Source organism: Clostridium sp. MB05 (assembly GCF_046581255.1).
GTDB lineage: Bacteria > Bacillota > Clostridia > Clostridiales > Clostridiaceae > Clostridium.
In genome coordinates this window covers 3078692-3094227 of sequence record NZ_CP174370.1, presented here as the reverse complement: position 1 = coordinate 3094227, position 15536 = coordinate 3078692, and the positions used below count along the sequence as shown (strand labels likewise).

Here is a 15536-nt window from a genome sequence, read left to right as displayed (position 1 = left end):
AAATTTACTACTATTTTTAAAATTTATTAGTTAGTTTATCTATTTTACATATTTATCATAATTAAGTAGAAGTTTTTAAACTTTACAATTATAATATCGATATTAAATAGTAGACATAAACAAATGAGTTAAAGAATTAGGAGGAAAACCAATGAAATTTTATAAAAACCTAAAATTATCTACACGATTAGTAATCTATTTTTTAGTTACTATTTTTTCAACAGTAACTATTGGAATTATAGGTATAAGAAACATGAATGAAATTAATAAATCAGCTCAGTATTTATACTATAATACTATTAAGGCGATGAATTCAATTAGTAAAATAGATAAAGATCAATTAAACATTTTTAAGAACACTGAATTAATAATAAATTCTAAAGATGAAAATGAAATAAAAAAATTATCTGAAGAAAATGACAAATTATCGAAAGAAGTTAATGATCAAATTGCTATTTATGAAACTACTATTGATGACGATACTGAAAGGGAAATTTTTAATCAATTTCAGGAAAAGTTAAATGTGTATAGAGAAGTTAGATTAGATTACATAGAATTAGCTAAAAATAAAAAAAATGATGAAGCTGCAAGTAGGGTATCTGATGTCATAAATACAAGAAATGATATGAGAAGCGAATTAGATAAATTACTTAAATTAAACGACGAGTGGGCATTAGAATCTATAAATGATAGTAATTCTACTTTTCATAACGCAATTAAATTAATTGTAGTTATTCTTATCTTCTTAATTATAATATCAAGTATATTGGGAATTACAATTCAAAAAACAATAAAAAAATCTTTAAATATTATAAAAGAATTATCTAATAGGCTATCTAATTATGATCTATCAACTTCTATGGTAATAGAGAATAATGATGAGTTTGGTGAAATAGGACAAAGTTTAAATAAAGCACAAGAAAATATTAGCTTAATGATAAAGGGAATAATGAATAGCTCTCAAGATATGAGTGCTTCAAGTGAAGAGTTATCAGCAACAGTTGAAGAGATGACTTCAAAGCTTGAAATTATAAATGACTTAACAAAGGAAATTAATTCAGCAGCACAGGAAAGTAGTGCTACTGCAGAGGAGATATCTGCATCAGTACAAGAAGTCGATTCAAGTGTTTCTATATTATCAAGTAAATCAGTTGATGGAAGTAATAATGCAATTGAAATAAAAAATAGAGCCACTAAAGTTAAAAAGGATAGTAAAATTGCAAAAGAAAATACAAACGAAATTTACATTGAAATAGAAAAAGATGTTCTAAAGAATATAGAACAAGGAAAAGTTGTTAATGATATTAAGATTATGGCAGATTCTATTGAAAATATAGCAGGCCAAACAAATTTACTTGCACTTAATGCAGCTATAGAGGCAGCAAGGGCAGGAGAACAAGGAAAAGGCTTCGCGGTGGTTGCAGACGAAGTAAGAGTACTAGCAGAACAATCCTCTGTTGCTGTAAAAAATGTTAAGGCTACTATAGACAAGGTACATGAAGCTTTTAATAACTTATCAGAAAATAGTAATAAGTTATTAAGATTTATGAATGAAAATATTAGTCCACAATTTGAAACTTTCGTAGAAATTGGAGAAGAATATGAGAATGATGGAAACTTTGTAAGCAATATATCTGAAGAATTAGCTTCAATGACTGAAGAAATTTCAGCAACAATAAATCAAGTTAGTGAAGCAGTTCAAAACATGGCAGAGATATCACAAAAATCATCAGAAAACTTAGATGGAATATATGGAAGTGTAAATGAGTCAACTAAGGCAATGGAACAAGTTGCAAATGTAGCTCAAGGACAAGCAGAGCTTGCACAGGATCTTAATGAAATGATTTTAAAATTTAAGGTTTAAATTATATTATATGTAAATTAAAGTGTGATATAATTGTATAATATAGATTTAATATGAAGAATTGTTAAATAGATTTTTATGAGTTTAATAAACTTAGATTGTATATTTAAATTTTAAATATACAATCTATGCTAAGAATATAAATGTATTTAATCTTTATAAAAGTGTACCTAAGGGTACGCTTTTTATAATGAAAAAATAAATTATTGGCGGGAGGATGGATTAAATGGTAATGACATATTTAAATGATTTATTTAATGATAAAAAGTTTTTAAGGAAGACCATAGCTATTGGAATTCCAATAGCTGTTCAAGCTCTTCTTAATACAACTTTAAATCTTGTAGATACAATGATGATTGGGACTTTAGGTCAAAGTACTATAGCAGCAGTTGGTCTTGCAAACAAAGTGTTTTTTGTTTTTACTTTATTGTTATTTGGTATTGTTAGCGGATCTTCAATATTGACTGCTCAGTATTGGGGAAAAAAGGATATAAAAAATATTAGAAGAGTTTTAGGGATATCACTTATCATAGGGCTTTTAGGAGCAATTATTTTTATGTTAGCAGGATTATTTATACCTAAAGCTGTTATTAGGATTTTTACTCCAAGTGAAGGCACAATAAAGGTCGGAGCAGCTTATTTAGCTATAGTAGCTTTAAGTTATCCCCTAACTGCAATTACAAATTGTTATATATCGCTTTTAAGAGCAACTAATAAAGTTAAGGCGCCTGTTTTTATAAGTATAATTTCTATTGGCGTTAATGTCATATTAAATTATGCACTTATATTTGGTAATTTTGGAGCACCAAAGCTTGGAGTAGAAGGTGCAGCCATTGCTACAGTTATTGCTAGATTAGTTGAATGTATATCAATATTATCAATTGTGTATATAAGCAAAGGACCAGCAGCTGCCAAATTAAAGGAACTTGTTAATTTTGATAAGGAATTTATCAAGAAGTATTTTGTTACTGTATCACCTGTTATAGCTAATGAGTTTATGTGGGGTCTCGGAGTTACTATGTACTCATTAGTTTATGGAAGAATGGGAGACGAAGCAGTTGCTTCAATAACAATAACTCAAAATGTTGAACAAATATGTATTGTTATATTCCAAGGCTTAAGCACAGCTACTGCAGTTATTTTAGGTAATGAACTTGGCGCTAATAAACTAAAAGAAGCAGAAAAACATGCTAAAAACTTTTTTGTATTGCAAATGATGTTAACTTTATTTATGGGGATTATATGTTTTATGATAAGAACTCCTCTAATTAGATTATTTTCTGTTCCAGATAATGTGGCTTCTAATATAACTAAATGTTTAAATGTATTTATATGTTATTTGCCATTTAGAATGTTTAATTTAATTAACATTGTAGGTGTACTTAGAAGCGGCGGAGATACAAAGGCATCACTTCTTTTAGATATTACAGGAGTATGGTGTGTTGGAATACCACTTGCTTTCTTAGGGGGAATAATTTTAGGACTACCTATATATTATGTTTATGCAATGATAACATTAGAGGAAATTTATAAATTTATTCTAGGATTTAGAAGATATAAGCAAAAGAAATGGGTTAAAAATATAGTTGGAGCATAGGAATTAAAAATAAACTTTATTTAATAATTATAAGAGTTATAATTTTATTGTAGCAAATAGTAGTAGAACTAAAGGGGGCTTTTAATTGCATATAAAAGAAGTTATTACTAAAAACATCATATATAAAATAAGAAGAAGAATACCAAGTCATAAAAAAACATCTGAATCATTAAGATTAGGAATACTTCTTGCAGCAGTAGGTGGATTTTTAGATGCGTACACATTTATATGTAGAGGTGGAGTATTTGCAAATGCTGAGACCGGTAATATAGTACTAGTTGCACTTGGAATCACTAAGAGAAACTATAAAGATGTATTCATGGCAGCACTGCCAATTTTAGCATTTGTGGCTGGAGTTTTAGTGACTGAAATAATAAGAGAAAAATCTATAAATAATTATGAGGAATCCACAAAGGCCGAAAAGTTTATTTTAATTATTGAAGCAGTTGTACTTTTTATAGTTGGATTTATACCAACTACTACACCACATATATTTGTAACAACTACAATAGCATTTGTTTCATCAGTACAAATATCATCATTTAGAAGGCTAGTAGATTCTCCTTATAGCACAACTATGTGTACAGGAAATTTAAGAGTTGCTTCTCAATCAGCTTATATAGCTATAATTAAAAAAGATAAAAGTGCATCTTCAAGGTCTTTTAGATATATAATAGTAATATTTTCATTTTTATTTGGTGCATCCTTAGGTGGGATTTTAACTACAAGGCTAGGAGTAAAGTCAATATGGATTTGTTCTTTAATATTAATAGTATCAAATATTTTATTTAGTATAGATGAATATAGATTTATGGAAAAAGGTATTATTTCGCACTAATTTATGCGAAATAATACCTTTTTTCATTGAAATTTTATCTACGTTATTATTTTAATTGAATTTCTAAACTATATATTTTTTAAAACTATATATGCCATTACAAATAATTAAAAGTTGAAATAATATTAATGTTTGTGTATAATACCAATATAAATTAGGAATAAACTCGTATATCGTCGGTAATATGGACCGAAAGTTTCTACCTGCTAACCGTAAATAGGCAGACTACGAGGTAGTGTATTTAAAAAGGATATTAGTATAAATAAATTTTTACATAAATTTATAGGCTTACTTCTATTTTTAAGGACAACACCTCGATTGCGAGGTGTTTTTTATTACTTAAAAATGGAGGATAAGGTTATGGATAAAGTAAAAACAACAGATGAAATTAACTTAGTGTATGGAGTTGATGATAATCCACCAATATTAGAAAAGATATTATTTGGAATTCAACATATATTTGCTGCTTTTGGTGGGATAATAGTTGTTCCACTAGTTATATCTAGTGCTTTAGGCTTTGATGCTAAAACAGGAACAGCTTTAATAAGCGCATCAATACTTGCAGCAGGTCTTGCAACTATAATACAAGCTAGAGGAGTAGGACCAGTAGGATCTAAAGTAGCTTGTATAATGGGAACAGATTTTACATTTGTTTCACCGTCTATTACAGTTGGATCAGTATTAGGACTTCCAGGAATAATAGGAGCTACAATTCTAGGAGCTATCTTTGAGGTAATTCTTAGCTATTTTATAAGACCATTAATGAAATTATTTCCACCATTAGTCACTGGTACAGTGGTATGTTTAATAGGATTAACATTATTACCAGTATCAATTGATTGGGCTGCAGGAGGAGTTGGAGCATCAGATTATGGTAGCATAAAAAATATATCAATTTCAATGCTTGTACTTATTGGAACATTATTATTAAACCGTTATGGGAAAGGTATGCTTAGTAGTGCATCTATACTTATAGGAATGTTAGTTGGATATATTGTATGTATTCCTTTAGGATTAGTAGACTTTACAGCAGTTAAGGAAGCAAGCTGGATTTCAATACCTAAGATATTTGAATATGGTGTAACTTTTGATTTAAAAGCACTTATTGCATTTATTCCAGCATATTTTGTAACAGCAATAGAAACCGTAGGATGTTTAAAGGCAATTGGGGAAGTTTCAGAAGTAGATATGAATGAAAAACGCATTGGAGCAGGCGTATTATCTGATGGAATTGGAAGTATGATAGGTGGAGTTGTAGGTACATTACCAAATACAACTTTTAGTCAAAACGTTGGGCTAATACCATTAACTAAAGTAGCTAGTCGTTATGTTGCTGTAATGGCAGGTATTATATTAGTTATTTTAGGATTCCTACCTAAGCTCGCAGCAATAGTAAATGGCATTCCTCAACCTGTTTTAGGTGGTGTTGGAATAGTTATGTTTGGAACAGTTGCAGCAGCAGGAATTAAAACATTAAGTAAAGTTAAAATAAATGAACGTAATCTTTTAATAATAGCTACATCAATTGGCTTAGGACTTGGAGTAACATTTAGACCAGAATTTATTTCACAATTACCAGAGGCATTAAAAATGATTTTTGCATCAGGTATATCAACAGGAACAATAACAGCATTAGTTTTAAATGTAGTTTTAAGAGAAGATAAAGAAGAATTAGAAGCGATGAATGAAAATGATGTAGGGGCAGCATAATATATAAGCATAACAATAAAAACTCCAACAACTTGAGTTGTTGGGGTTTTTATTTCGTAATTTAAGAAAACTATACTTAGAGATTCCTAAAAAAATGTTGTATATATAGAAACAAATACTATGAATAATCCACTTGAAATTAATAAAATAGATTCTCCTTTTTTATCATTAATATATGAGGAATATCCATTTGATATATTCAAGATACCTAATATTATCAATATAATTGGTATTGTAATTTTAGAATTTATAATATTAAATAAACCTAAAACTGCCAATATGATAACGATAATTGACATTAATATCCTACTAACCTTTCTCAATTAAACCACCTCCTAATAGAATAATCTTCTCAAATATAATACGATTGTTCATTAACTATACTTTAATTATATACCATAAAAAGGCAAAAAATCTATGATGTTATGGTATATTTAAAAGAGTATTTTAGTTTTTTAAATATTGTTGTGCAAATAAAGGATAATTTGTAAATTTAGTGTATAATTAATTTGAGGATATTATTTAGATTAGGTATTTAGGGGGATAAAATGAAAAATATTGATAAAGCTTTAAAGATTTCTATTACATTAATAGTTATATCTTTTTTGATATCACTTTTAATTTTAAGTAAGTTGAATTTAGATAAGCCTGTATTTTTGAAAAATTATAAAGAAGTTGAAATTATAGAAAATGAGGGTTCTTTATCTACTTCAGGTTATGATATTGAACTAAAATACATATCAAATAGAGAAGATAAAAGAAAAGTATCATCTATAACCTTTAAAGAGGAACCCAAATTGAATTTTTATGCAAGTGAAAATAATTCAGGAGGATTGATGAGGTTTTATAATTATAGTAATGATAACATTGAAAATCATGGAAGATATGGTGTTCATACAGTTTTTCTGAACTTAAACTCACAAAACTATGGATATGATTTATCTAATAATATCGTGTTAAGTGAAGCAACTATAACTTTTAATGATGGTCTTACTATAGATGTAGATTTAGGGAAGATAATACTTTATAAGAATGATAGAAATGAAGGTCATCTTACTAGTATGGCTGATATTAACGATACTAGCGGAGTTTCTAAAAAAGGAATATTTGTTAGTGAATATATAAGGGTATCAAATGTATATTCATCATTATTTTCAGAGATAGGAGAATTTTTTAATTTTAATATAAATAAGGTAGGAAATTTAGACTCAAGGGATACAATTTATAATGGAAATGAAAATCTATATTTCACATATAAGTTTTCTGATATAAGTGATATATCAATGAAGCTTTATAGTTATGATATAAAACCAGTTATTTATTTTAAAGATAGAAATGAGAAAGAATATAAAAAAAGAATAGACAATATAATGTATAATCCTAACTTTAGTTTTTATGATATATATAAATATCTAAGAGTAAAGGGGGAAATATAAAATGATTCATGGTTATAAAAAGATATTTTGGGGGATGTTTTTTACAACTTTTCACTTCAATTTAGGATCAATTAAGCTTTTACCAAACTTTATTGGAATATTAATTATATGCTCAGGAATAAAGGAAATATTAATTGAACATGACAATATTTCACTTAATATATCGTTGAAATTAAACAATATAAAAGCATTTATTGCTTTTATAACTTTTATATTACCATTTATGAGTATAGAAACCTCATCTAATAATATAATTTTAAATACAATATTTTTTAATATAGGCAGTATTTTAGAATTTTTAAGTATGTTAAAGCTTTTAGAAGGAACTTCACAAATTTTATCTGAAAAATATAATAGTTATCTAGGAATAGAATATGAAGATAAGGCGATAAAGTATATTTATTTATATCCAGTTGTAGTAATTGTAAGTAATATTAACTTTATATTTATGTCAGAATTGGTAGGAGTAGTAATTGTAATATATGCATTACTAATAATAATATGGATAATGTTATCTTTTAAAAGGTTATATAAAGATGATTTGCAAATAGTTAAATAAATTAATATAAACTTACAAATAATACTTTTATAGAGATATGGAGGTGTTATTAATGATTAAAAATATATTAGATGAGTTACAACTTAAAAAATCTGAAAATTTATCAGATAATAATTTCAATAGAAATACAGCATTAGGTATGAACAGAGATTTAGATAAATTAAAAATAAATGATGATTTTTCTAATGAAGATGTAATATTTGATGAGTATTCATCAAAAATAACTAACTCTTATATAGAATTAAATAATGTTGTAAAAGAAAAGGACAAATATAAAAACTCAAAAGATGATAAAAACAAGGTGAGTTTAAGCTCTTTACCCTTAGATAATAAATAATATTAAAAAAGTTCTTCAGTTTAATTGAAGAGCTTTTTTTATTTTAGAGACTATGAAGCTATTGAAGATAGTATACATTTAGTAGATTTAATGAAAATAAAACCTACTAAATATATTGACAATATTGATACTCGATATTACAATAAAAGTAAGATTATCCAATAGTTATATTGTATTTTGTTAACAATATCGAGTATCGATGTTAGGGGTGATTTCAGATGGCAAGAGAACAGTTTCAGAATTTAACTGAACCAATGTATTATATTTTAATGTCTTTGCTACAAGAGAGATGTGGTGTAGATATTATGGTGAGCGTGGATGAAATATCTAATGGCAGAGTTAAAGTAGGACCAGGAACTTTATATGCTTTACTCGGAAAATTTGAAAAGGAGGGTATGATTCGGGAAACTGAAGTAATTGGGAGAAAAAGAAGCTACATTATTACAGATAAAGGCCTAAATACATTAAAGGAAGAATATAGTCGTTTAATTACTTTGGTTGAAGATGGTAAATTGCTTTTAGGGGGAGATAGTTATGATGTTTAGGGATAGCAAATGGGTAATATATAACTTTTTGCCGTATGAATATAAATCTTTGGAAAAATATTTAGAAAGTATGGCATTAAAGGGCTGGAGGTTAGAAAGTATAACTGGTATTTTATTAAAGTTTAAGAAAAGAGAACCTAAGGTAGTAAAGTACTCAGTCGATATAATGGATAGTATATCTTTTTTTGATGGAAAAGATAGTGATAAAGCTTTAGGCTACAGAGAATACTGTAAGGAAGCTGGATGGGAATTTGTCTGCGAAAGAGAAAAAATACAAATTTACAGCAGTGAAAGTGAGAAAGGGAGGATAGATATTCATACTGATGAAGGTGAGAAGTTTAATACTATCCGTAAAGCTTCATTGAAATATGTTTGTTTAAACCTAATAACTTTAATAAGTCTTCTATATACTCAATATATTATAACTATTGGAAGCCCAAATGCACATTTTTTAGCAAGCACGTTAGCTCTAGGAAGCTTATTATTGGTAATGGTTTTTACTATACACGAGTTTATGGGGTTAATTAGATTTATTATATTTGATATTAAGGGAAGAAATAGTTTAAAAAGAAATGAAAAGGTATCTTATGATTTTCAAGTTGGCGTCTTAATAAAAAGAGTGATTTACAAAGTTCAATTAGCAATAATTATAGCAATTATAATAGGTTTTACTATAACATCAGATTTATGGGTAATAAAGTTAATAATTGTTATGTTATTATTAGGAATTTTATCTAACTATATAATAAATTTTATAAAAAATAAAAATTACAAAAATAATAAGTGGATAATTATTGGAACTTATACAATAATAACATTAGTATTTTTTGTTACAATATCAAATATGATTTTTGCAAGCGTATTAACAAGATCATATAGAAGTAATGAAAAATTAAATGAGGAAAATCATATATTAAGCCTTAGAGATTTCAATGATAAAAATAAAGATGAAGAAGTATTTTTAGGAGAGGAAAAGAGTCCTTTAGCATCTTATTTATTTTATAGTAACTCAGGAGAGAAGGTTCATTTAAGATATAGCTTATTTGAAAGTAAATACCAATGGGCAGTTAGATATAACTTTAATAAAGAAATGAGCTTTGCAAATAAGATAGATGTAGAATATATAGAAAAAGAAACTAATTTACCTAAAGATATTAAAGTTTATATGAACGAGCATGGTCATCAATATTTTATAGTTTCTCCTAATAAAATGATGGAAATATCAACTATAGAGGAGATAAGTGAAGAAGAATTAATAGATATTGTTTATAAAAAGTTATTTAAATTATAAGTTTTTAATTAAAAGCTCCAAGTTTAGTGGGTTCATATTATTGAATCCACTTCTATTTATATTTAGTTGTAAGATTTTTCTTCAAAAGTAGCAGCGTTTAGTGATATATTTAAATTATTATTTTAAATATTAATTCATGCAAAGAATATATAATGTAAAGTAGATTTAATTATTAAAAGTAAAATTATCTGGAGGAATAATATGAATAAGGAAATTAAGATATATCAAGTTGATGCATTTACAAATAAAGCTTTTAAAGGAAATCCAGCAGCAGTTTGTATTTTAGAAGATGATATAAATGATGAATTAATGAAAAGTATTGCACAGGAAATGAATTTGTCAGAAACAGCATTTGTTAAACCATTAGAGTGTTCTGATATAAATGGTTGTAATTTCTTTTCTTTAAGATGGTTTACTCCTGAAGTAGAAGTAGATTTATGTGGACATGCAACTATAGCAACTTCAAAGGTACTATTTGATAAATTCAACATAAGTGGGCAAGAAATAAAGTATCAAACTAAAAGTGGAACTCTTATTGCTAAAAAGGAAAATGAGAAGATAGGTTTAGATTTTCCAATAGACAAGCCTTTAAATTTTGAATTAACAGAAGATATTTTAAAAGCTATGGGAATAAAAAAATATTTAAAAGCTATTATAGGTGAAAAAACAAGAAAACTTGTTATAGAACTAGAAAGCGAAGAAGAAATAATTAATTTACAACCAAACTTCGAAAAACTAAAAGTGTTAAGTTTTAATACTAATGTAAAAGGAATAGGGGTTACTTGTAAAGGAAGTGAAAAATACGATTTTATATCGAGATACTTTAATCCTTGGGCAGGAATAAATGAAGATCAAGTTACAGGATCAGTACATACTCTATTAGCAAGTTATTGGAGTAGCATATTAAATAAAACTGAAATGTTAGCTTATCAATGTTCAAATAGAGGTGGAGAAATTTTAATAAAAGTATTAGAAAATAACAGAGTAGAGTTAAGTGGTGAGGCAGTTGTAGTGTTTAAGGGAGAATTATATATATAAATAAATATTTATAAGAATTTTTAGTGAAATCATTAAAAATTAGCACTATTAATGTGTCAGATTAAGTAGATAAACATAGGATATTATATCTAATAAAATATTAAGAATTATATTATAAGGGTAATTCTTTAATAATGGGAGGATATAATTAATGAGAATACTATATGATGAAACTGAACTAGATACAGTTAGCGAAATGGAATATGTAAAAGAGCATTTAGAATTGGAAGAAGATTCAGAAAAACAAATAGGAATGAGTGAAGATGAAAAAGAAATGTGGGAATATGTAAAGAAAACTAGACCTACAAAAAAAGAAGCACACAAAATTAAATGTGAAGAAGAAATGGAAGATAAAGAAGATAGATGTCCAGATTCTAAACACACTCGACTTGAAGCTAATTGTAAATCAGAGATCCACGTTAAACCTAAAAATAAAATAATATATGTATGTCCAAGAACAGCTCAATATTTTTTAGCAACTTCATCAAAATGTTGTGGACAAATTAAGGTCAAATTTATTGGACATGGATTTAATCCAAAATTTAAAAAGGTTTGCGGAAACCTTGGAACTTATTTCATACTAAATGCAGGAATTCTATTTATTCCTAAGAAAGATTTACAACCTGGTGAAATTGATGTATTACCTTTTGAAGCATTTGATGGATGTAATAAATTTAAGTTTGATGTAGTATTTACTTTTGACCCATGTAAATGTTGTAATAAATAAATTATAGGCCGTAAGTATTCAGACATCTTAAATTGGCATTTAAGATGTCTGTTTTGCATAATGCAGTAGTTTTTATTTAATGAATAAAAACTATATTTAAAGTTAATTAATATGTTAGATTTAAATAAAATAGCATATTATATTGTGGGCTTAGTATAGGATTTGAAATTTTATTATAAAATGATTCTATAGTAATGGGAGGATATAATTAATGGAAACATTATATAGTGAAGATGACTTTAATATAGCTATTGAGACTGAATATAGTGAAGATGACTTTAATATAGCTATTGAGACTGAAAATGACTTTAATATAGCTATTGAGACTGAAAATGGGGACGAAAATTTAGAGTTGGTTGAAGATATAAATGATGAAGCAAAGGCATCTATGGAAGAATATGAAGAAAAATGGTCATGTGCGAATAAAACATTACTTCAAGCTAATTGTAAATTAGAAATGCATATTGAATCCAAAAATAAAGTAATATACGTATATCCAGGAAAAGTTCAATATTTTTTAGCATCATCATCAAAGAGTTGTGCACCTGTTAGTGTCAAGTATATAGGTCCTAACTATAATAAAAGGTGTAGCAAAGTGAGAGGTATTCTTGGAAGCTATTATATTTTAAATGCAGGAATATTATTCGTTCCTAAAAAATGTTTGAAGCCAGGTAAAATTGATATATTACCTCTATTAGCATTTGATGGATGTAACTATTATAATTTTGAAGCAGTATTTAATTATGATCCATGTCGATATCGTAATAAATAAATACAAAGTGATTAATAATTAAAATGAGCTGTTTAATTTTCAACAGCTCATTTTAATCTAACTATATTTTTATAAAATTTACAATAGTTACTGAAATTATTATATAATAAAGTTAAATGTATAGGAGGATTTTGAATGGATAGATATAATGAGGAAGTTGATGATGAAAATATACTAATAGAAGATATATCAAGGCAAACTTATTTAAGATTATTATCAAAACAATATCAAAGCATTGCAGAATCGGCTACAGAAATCATTAATTTAGAAGCAATTTTAAATTTACCAAAAGGAACAGAGCACTTTTTAAGTGATATACATGGAGAATATGAGCCTTTCATTCATGTTTTGAAAAATGGATCTGGGACAGTTAAAAGAAAAATAGAAGATATATTTGGAAATACATTAATGGACAGTGAAAAGAAAAGCCTTGCAACTTTAGTTTATTATCCAGAACAAAAATTAGAAATAGTTTTAAAAGAAGAAAAAAATATTGGTGACTGGTACAAAATAACCTTATATAGGCTTATTGAATTATGCAGATATGCGTCATCTAAGTATACAAGGTCAAAAGTGAGAAAGGCACTGCCAAAAGATTTTACTTATGTCATAGAAGAGTTATTACATGAACAAGTAAATGGAATAGACAAACAAAAGTATTATGATAAGATAATTACTACAATTATTGATATTGATAGGGCAAATGAATTTATAATTGCACTAGCTAAGCTTATACAAAGATTAGTTATTGATAGACTTCATATATTAGGAGATATATATGATAGAGGGCCAAGGCCAGATATAATTTTAGATACACTTATAAATTATCATTCAGTTGATATACAATGGGGAAATCATGACATACTTTGGATGGGAGCGGCATCAGGTTCAAGAGTATGTACAGCTAATGTTTTAAGGATTTCAGCTAGATATTCAAATTTAGATATAATAGAAGACATTTACGGAATTAACATATTGCCATTAGCAACCTTTGCACTTAAGTATTACAAAGATGATCCATGTAAAAATTTTATTCCTAAATTAAATGATAAAAGTAGCTATAATAATTTTGAGATAGATTTAATAGCTAAAATGCATAAAGCTATAACTATTATTCAATTTAAACTTGAAAATGAAGTAATAGAAAGAAATCCAGAATTTAAAATGAAACATAGGTTATTATTAAATAATATAGATTATGATAAGGGAATTATTAAATTAAATAATAATATATATGAACTTAATGATAAAAAATTTCCTACTATAGATAAAGGAAATCCATTTAAGCTTACAAGGGATGAAGAGATTTTAATTGAAAAACTAGAGTCTTCTTTTATTAATAGTGAGAAATTACAAAGGCATATCTCTTTTCTTTTTGAAAAAGGAAGCATTTATTTAAAATATAATGATAGTCTTTTATTACACGGATGTATACCTTTAAATAAGGATAAAACCTTTAAAAGTATGACTATACAAGGAAAAGAATATAGTGGAAAAATTCTTTTAGAAAAGCTTGAATCCTTAGCAAGAGAAGGGTACTTTAGTAAAAGAGATACTAAGGAAAGAGAATATGGAATGGATATAATGTGGTATCTATGGACGGGCTCTAATTCATCACTTTTTGGCAAAGAACAAATGACTACATTTGAAAGATATTTTATAGATGATAAAACTACACATAAGGAATATAAGAATCCATATTATAAATGGAGAGATGATGAAGCAGTATGTAATAAAATTCTTGAAGAGTTTGGAATTAACTCCAATGAGGGAAGAATAATTAATGGACATGTACCTGTTAAAAATAAAAGCGGAGAAAGTCCTATAAAAGCAAATGGTAAACTTATAGTAATAGATGGTGGATTTGCTAAAGCATACAGAAGTCATACAGGAATAGCTGGATATACTCTTATATATAATTCATATGGATTTCAGTTAGTCGCTCACGAACCCTTTGACTCAATAGAAGATGCTATAGTAAATGAAAAAGATATTCTTTCTACAATTACTGTGGTAGAAAAAAATTTAGAAAGAAGAAGAGTTAAAGATACTGATATTGGGTTAGAGCTAAAAAGGCAAATAAGAGACTTAAAGATGTTACTTACGGCATATAGAAAAGGCTTGATAAAATAATTTTCAAATCAGATAAGTTTGTTTTTAAATAAAAAGGAAACATAGCTATCTATCACTAATATGATAGATAGCTATGCTTATTATACAAAGTTTATACACTGTTCTTTTTATAACAATACTTTAATTTCTTTAATTATTATTTTAATTATATATTATTGAATAGTTACTTTAAATATATTAGAAGAGGTATGAGTGCTATCCCAACGACCATATATTTCAATAATATACTCACCCTTCTCACTTGGCAGCTCAATTGAGTACTTATTTGATGAGCCTAACTTCTTTTCATCACAATCTTTTCTAGGCTTGTCTTCCAAATTTACAATATATACTTCCTTAGGTTTTAAAGAAAATGAAACTTCAATAGTATCTCCAGGGTTTGCATAAAAAGTATCCATTTCTTTTCCTATTTCATAAGGACTACCTCTCATTGCAGAATTGCCACCGAATTTAGGATTAAACCAATTTTCATCTCCTGATTTTGTATAAAGTTTATTTCCTTGATACTTAATATTTACAGTAGGTCTTTTTGAAGGAAAGGGTTCTGTTATCTTTTCATAGATATAAGATGATAAGATTAGTACACTAATAATTACACCTATTACAATGTAAGTTTTATTTTTTCTTTTCATATGTCCTCCTTTCCTCCTTTCTTGGCTTAAGAATATTAATGCTTCTTAAGCCAAGAA

15 protein-coding genes and 1 riboswitch are annotated in these 15536 nt (G+C 27.0%); of the genes, 13 read left to right on the top strand and 2 right to left on the bottom strand.

The window, feature by feature from the left end; translation table 11 throughout:
* The first annotated feature begins 151 nt into the window (after positions 1-151).
* The 4 genes from ACH36K_RS14480 to ACH36K_RS14465 all read left to right on the top strand — a co-directional run bounded on the left by ACH36K_RS14480 (position 152) and on the right by ACH36K_RS14465 (position 6009).
* A complete protein-coding gene (locus ACH36K_RS14480; RefSeq protein ID WP_411168317.1) occupies positions 152-1864 on the top strand; it encodes a methyl-accepting chemotaxis protein in 1713 nt (570 codons plus the stop codon).
* 226 nt (positions 1865-2090) lie between these two features.
* Positions 2091-3461: an MATE family efflux transporter gene (locus ACH36K_RS14475; RefSeq protein WP_411168316.1), complete on the top strand. Its 1371-nt coding sequence runs from the start codon at positions 2091-2093 to the stop codon at positions 3459-3461.
* A 91-nt stretch (positions 3462-3552) separates the two neighbouring features.
* The gene (locus ACH36K_RS14470) at positions 3553-4299 is read left to right on the top strand and encodes a YoaK family protein (RefSeq protein WP_411170711.1); all 747 of its coding nucleotides are present in this window, start codon (positions 3553-3555) and stop codon (positions 4297-4299) included.
* A 146-nt stretch (positions 4300-4445) separates the two neighbouring features.
* Positions 4446-4547, top strand: a riboswitch (purine riboswitch).
* 112 nt (positions 4548-4659) lie between these two features.
* Entirely contained in the window at positions 4660-6009 is a 1350-nt protein-coding gene (locus ACH36K_RS14465; RefSeq protein WP_411168315.1) for a uracil-xanthine permease family protein, read from the top strand.
* A gap of 86 nt (positions 6010-6095) precedes the next feature.
* Here the strand turns inward: ACH36K_RS14465 and ACH36K_RS14460 are convergent, their stop codons facing one another.
* A complete protein-coding gene (locus ACH36K_RS14460; protein ID WP_411168314.1) occupies positions 6096-6332 on the bottom strand; it encodes a hypothetical protein in 237 nt (78 codons plus the stop codon).
* 225 nt (positions 6333-6557) lie between these two features.
* On the opposite strand from ACH36K_RS14460, the gene ACH36K_RS14455 reads away from it, so the two are divergent.
* From ACH36K_RS14455 to ACH36K_RS14415, 9 genes are all read left to right on the top strand, one after another.
* A complete protein-coding gene (locus ACH36K_RS14455; RefSeq protein ID WP_411168313.1) occupies positions 6558-7445 on the top strand; it encodes a hypothetical protein in 888 nt (295 codons plus the stop codon).
* 1 nt (position 7446) lies between these two features.
* Positions 7447-8004, top strand: coding sequence for a hypothetical protein (locus tag ACH36K_RS14450; RefSeq protein ID WP_411168312.1), 558 nt, complete (start codon positions 7447-7449; stop codon positions 8002-8004).
* A 52-nt stretch (positions 8005-8056) separates the two neighbouring features.
* Positions 8057-8341 (top strand): hypothetical protein, encoded by a 285-nt coding sequence (locus ACH36K_RS14445; protein WP_411168311.1) that lies wholly within the window; start codon positions 8057-8059, stop codon positions 8339-8341.
* A 218-nt stretch (positions 8342-8559) separates the two neighbouring features.
* Positions 8560-8886, top strand: coding sequence for a PadR family transcriptional regulator (locus tag ACH36K_RS14440; RefSeq protein WP_411168310.1), 327 nt, complete (start codon positions 8560-8562; stop codon positions 8884-8886).
* The gene (locus tag ACH36K_RS14435; protein WP_411168309.1) at positions 8876-10177 is read left to right on the top strand and encodes a DUF2812 domain-containing protein; all 1302 of its coding nucleotides are present in this window, start codon (positions 8876-8878) and stop codon (positions 10175-10177) included. The genes ACH36K_RS14440 and ACH36K_RS14435 overlap by 11 nt, the downstream gene beginning before the upstream one ends.
* A gap of 201 nt (positions 10178-10378) precedes the next feature.
* A complete protein-coding gene (locus tag ACH36K_RS14430) occupies positions 10379-11215 on the top strand; it encodes a PhzF family phenazine biosynthesis protein (protein WP_411168308.1) in 837 nt (278 codons plus the stop codon).
* A gap of 151 nt (positions 11216-11366) precedes the next feature.
* Positions 11367-11942, top strand: a complete 576-nt coding sequence (locus ACH36K_RS14425) for a hypothetical protein (RefSeq protein ID WP_411168307.1) — start codon at positions 11367-11369, stop codon at positions 11940-11942.
* 211 nt (positions 11943-12153) lie between these two features.
* On the top strand, positions 12154-12714 hold the full coding sequence (locus ACH36K_RS14420) for a hypothetical protein (protein ID WP_411168306.1): 561 nt from the start codon (positions 12154-12156) through the stop codon (positions 12712-12714).
* Positions 12715-12849: 135 nt separating this feature from the next.
* Positions 12850-14847, top strand: a complete 1998-nt coding sequence (locus ACH36K_RS14415; RefSeq protein ID WP_411168305.1) for a fructose-1,6-bisphosphatase — start codon at positions 12850-12852, stop codon at positions 14845-14847.
* Positions 14848-14999: 152 nt separating this feature from the next.
* Here the strand turns inward: ACH36K_RS14415 and ACH36K_RS14410 are convergent, their stop codons facing one another.
* Complete coding sequence (locus tag ACH36K_RS14410; RefSeq protein ID WP_411168304.1) at positions 15000-15479, bottom strand: hypothetical protein; 480 nt, start codon at positions 15477-15479, stop codon at positions 15000-15002.
* Between the last annotated feature and the right edge of the window lie 57 nt (positions 15480-15536).

Bases quoted from the DNA above. Each gene is read 5' to 3' on its own strand.
- ACH36K_RS14480 (WP_411168317.1), top strand. From the start codon at position 152: ATGAAATTTTATAAAAACCTAAAATTATCTACACGATTAGTAATCTAT.
- ACH36K_RS14475 (WP_411168316.1), top strand. From the start codon at position 2,091: ATGGTAATGACATATTTAAATGATTTATTTAATGATAAAAAGTTTTTA.
- ACH36K_RS14465 (WP_411168315.1), top strand. From the start codon at position 4,660: ATGGATAAAGTAAAAACAACAGATGAAATTAACTTAGTGTATGGAGTT.
- ACH36K_RS14455 (WP_411168313.1), top strand. From the start codon at position 6,558: ATGAAAAATATTGATAAAGCTTTAAAGATTTCTATTACATTAATAGTT.
- ACH36K_RS14450 (WP_411168312.1), top strand. From the start codon at position 7,447: ATGATTCATGGTTATAAAAAGATATTTTGGGGGATGTTTTTTACAACT.
- ACH36K_RS14445 (WP_411168311.1), top strand. From the start codon at position 8,057: ATGATTAAAAATATATTAGATGAGTTACAACTTAAAAAATCTGAAAAT.
- ACH36K_RS14440 (WP_411168310.1), top strand. From the start codon at position 8,560: ATGGCAAGAGAACAGTTTCAGAATTTAACTGAACCAATGTATTATATT.
- ACH36K_RS14435 (WP_411168309.1), top strand. From the start codon at position 8,876: ATGATGTTTAGGGATAGCAAATGGGTAATATATAACTTTTTGCCGTAT.
- ACH36K_RS14430 (WP_411168308.1), top strand. From the start codon at position 10,379: ATGAATAAGGAAATTAAGATATATCAAGTTGATGCATTTACAAATAAA.
- ACH36K_RS14425 (WP_411168307.1), top strand. From the start codon at position 11,367: ATGAGAATACTATATGATGAAACTGAACTAGATACAGTTAGCGAAATG.
- ACH36K_RS14420 (WP_411168306.1), top strand. From the start codon at position 12,154: ATGGAAACATTATATAGTGAAGATGACTTTAATATAGCTATTGAGACT.
- ACH36K_RS14415 (WP_411168305.1), top strand. From the start codon at position 12,850: ATGGATAGATATAATGAGGAAGTTGATGATGAAAATATACTAATAGAA.
- ACH36K_RS14410 (WP_411168304.1), bottom strand. From the start codon at position 15,479: ATGAAAAGAAAAAATAAAACTTACATTGTAATAGGTGTAATTATTAGT.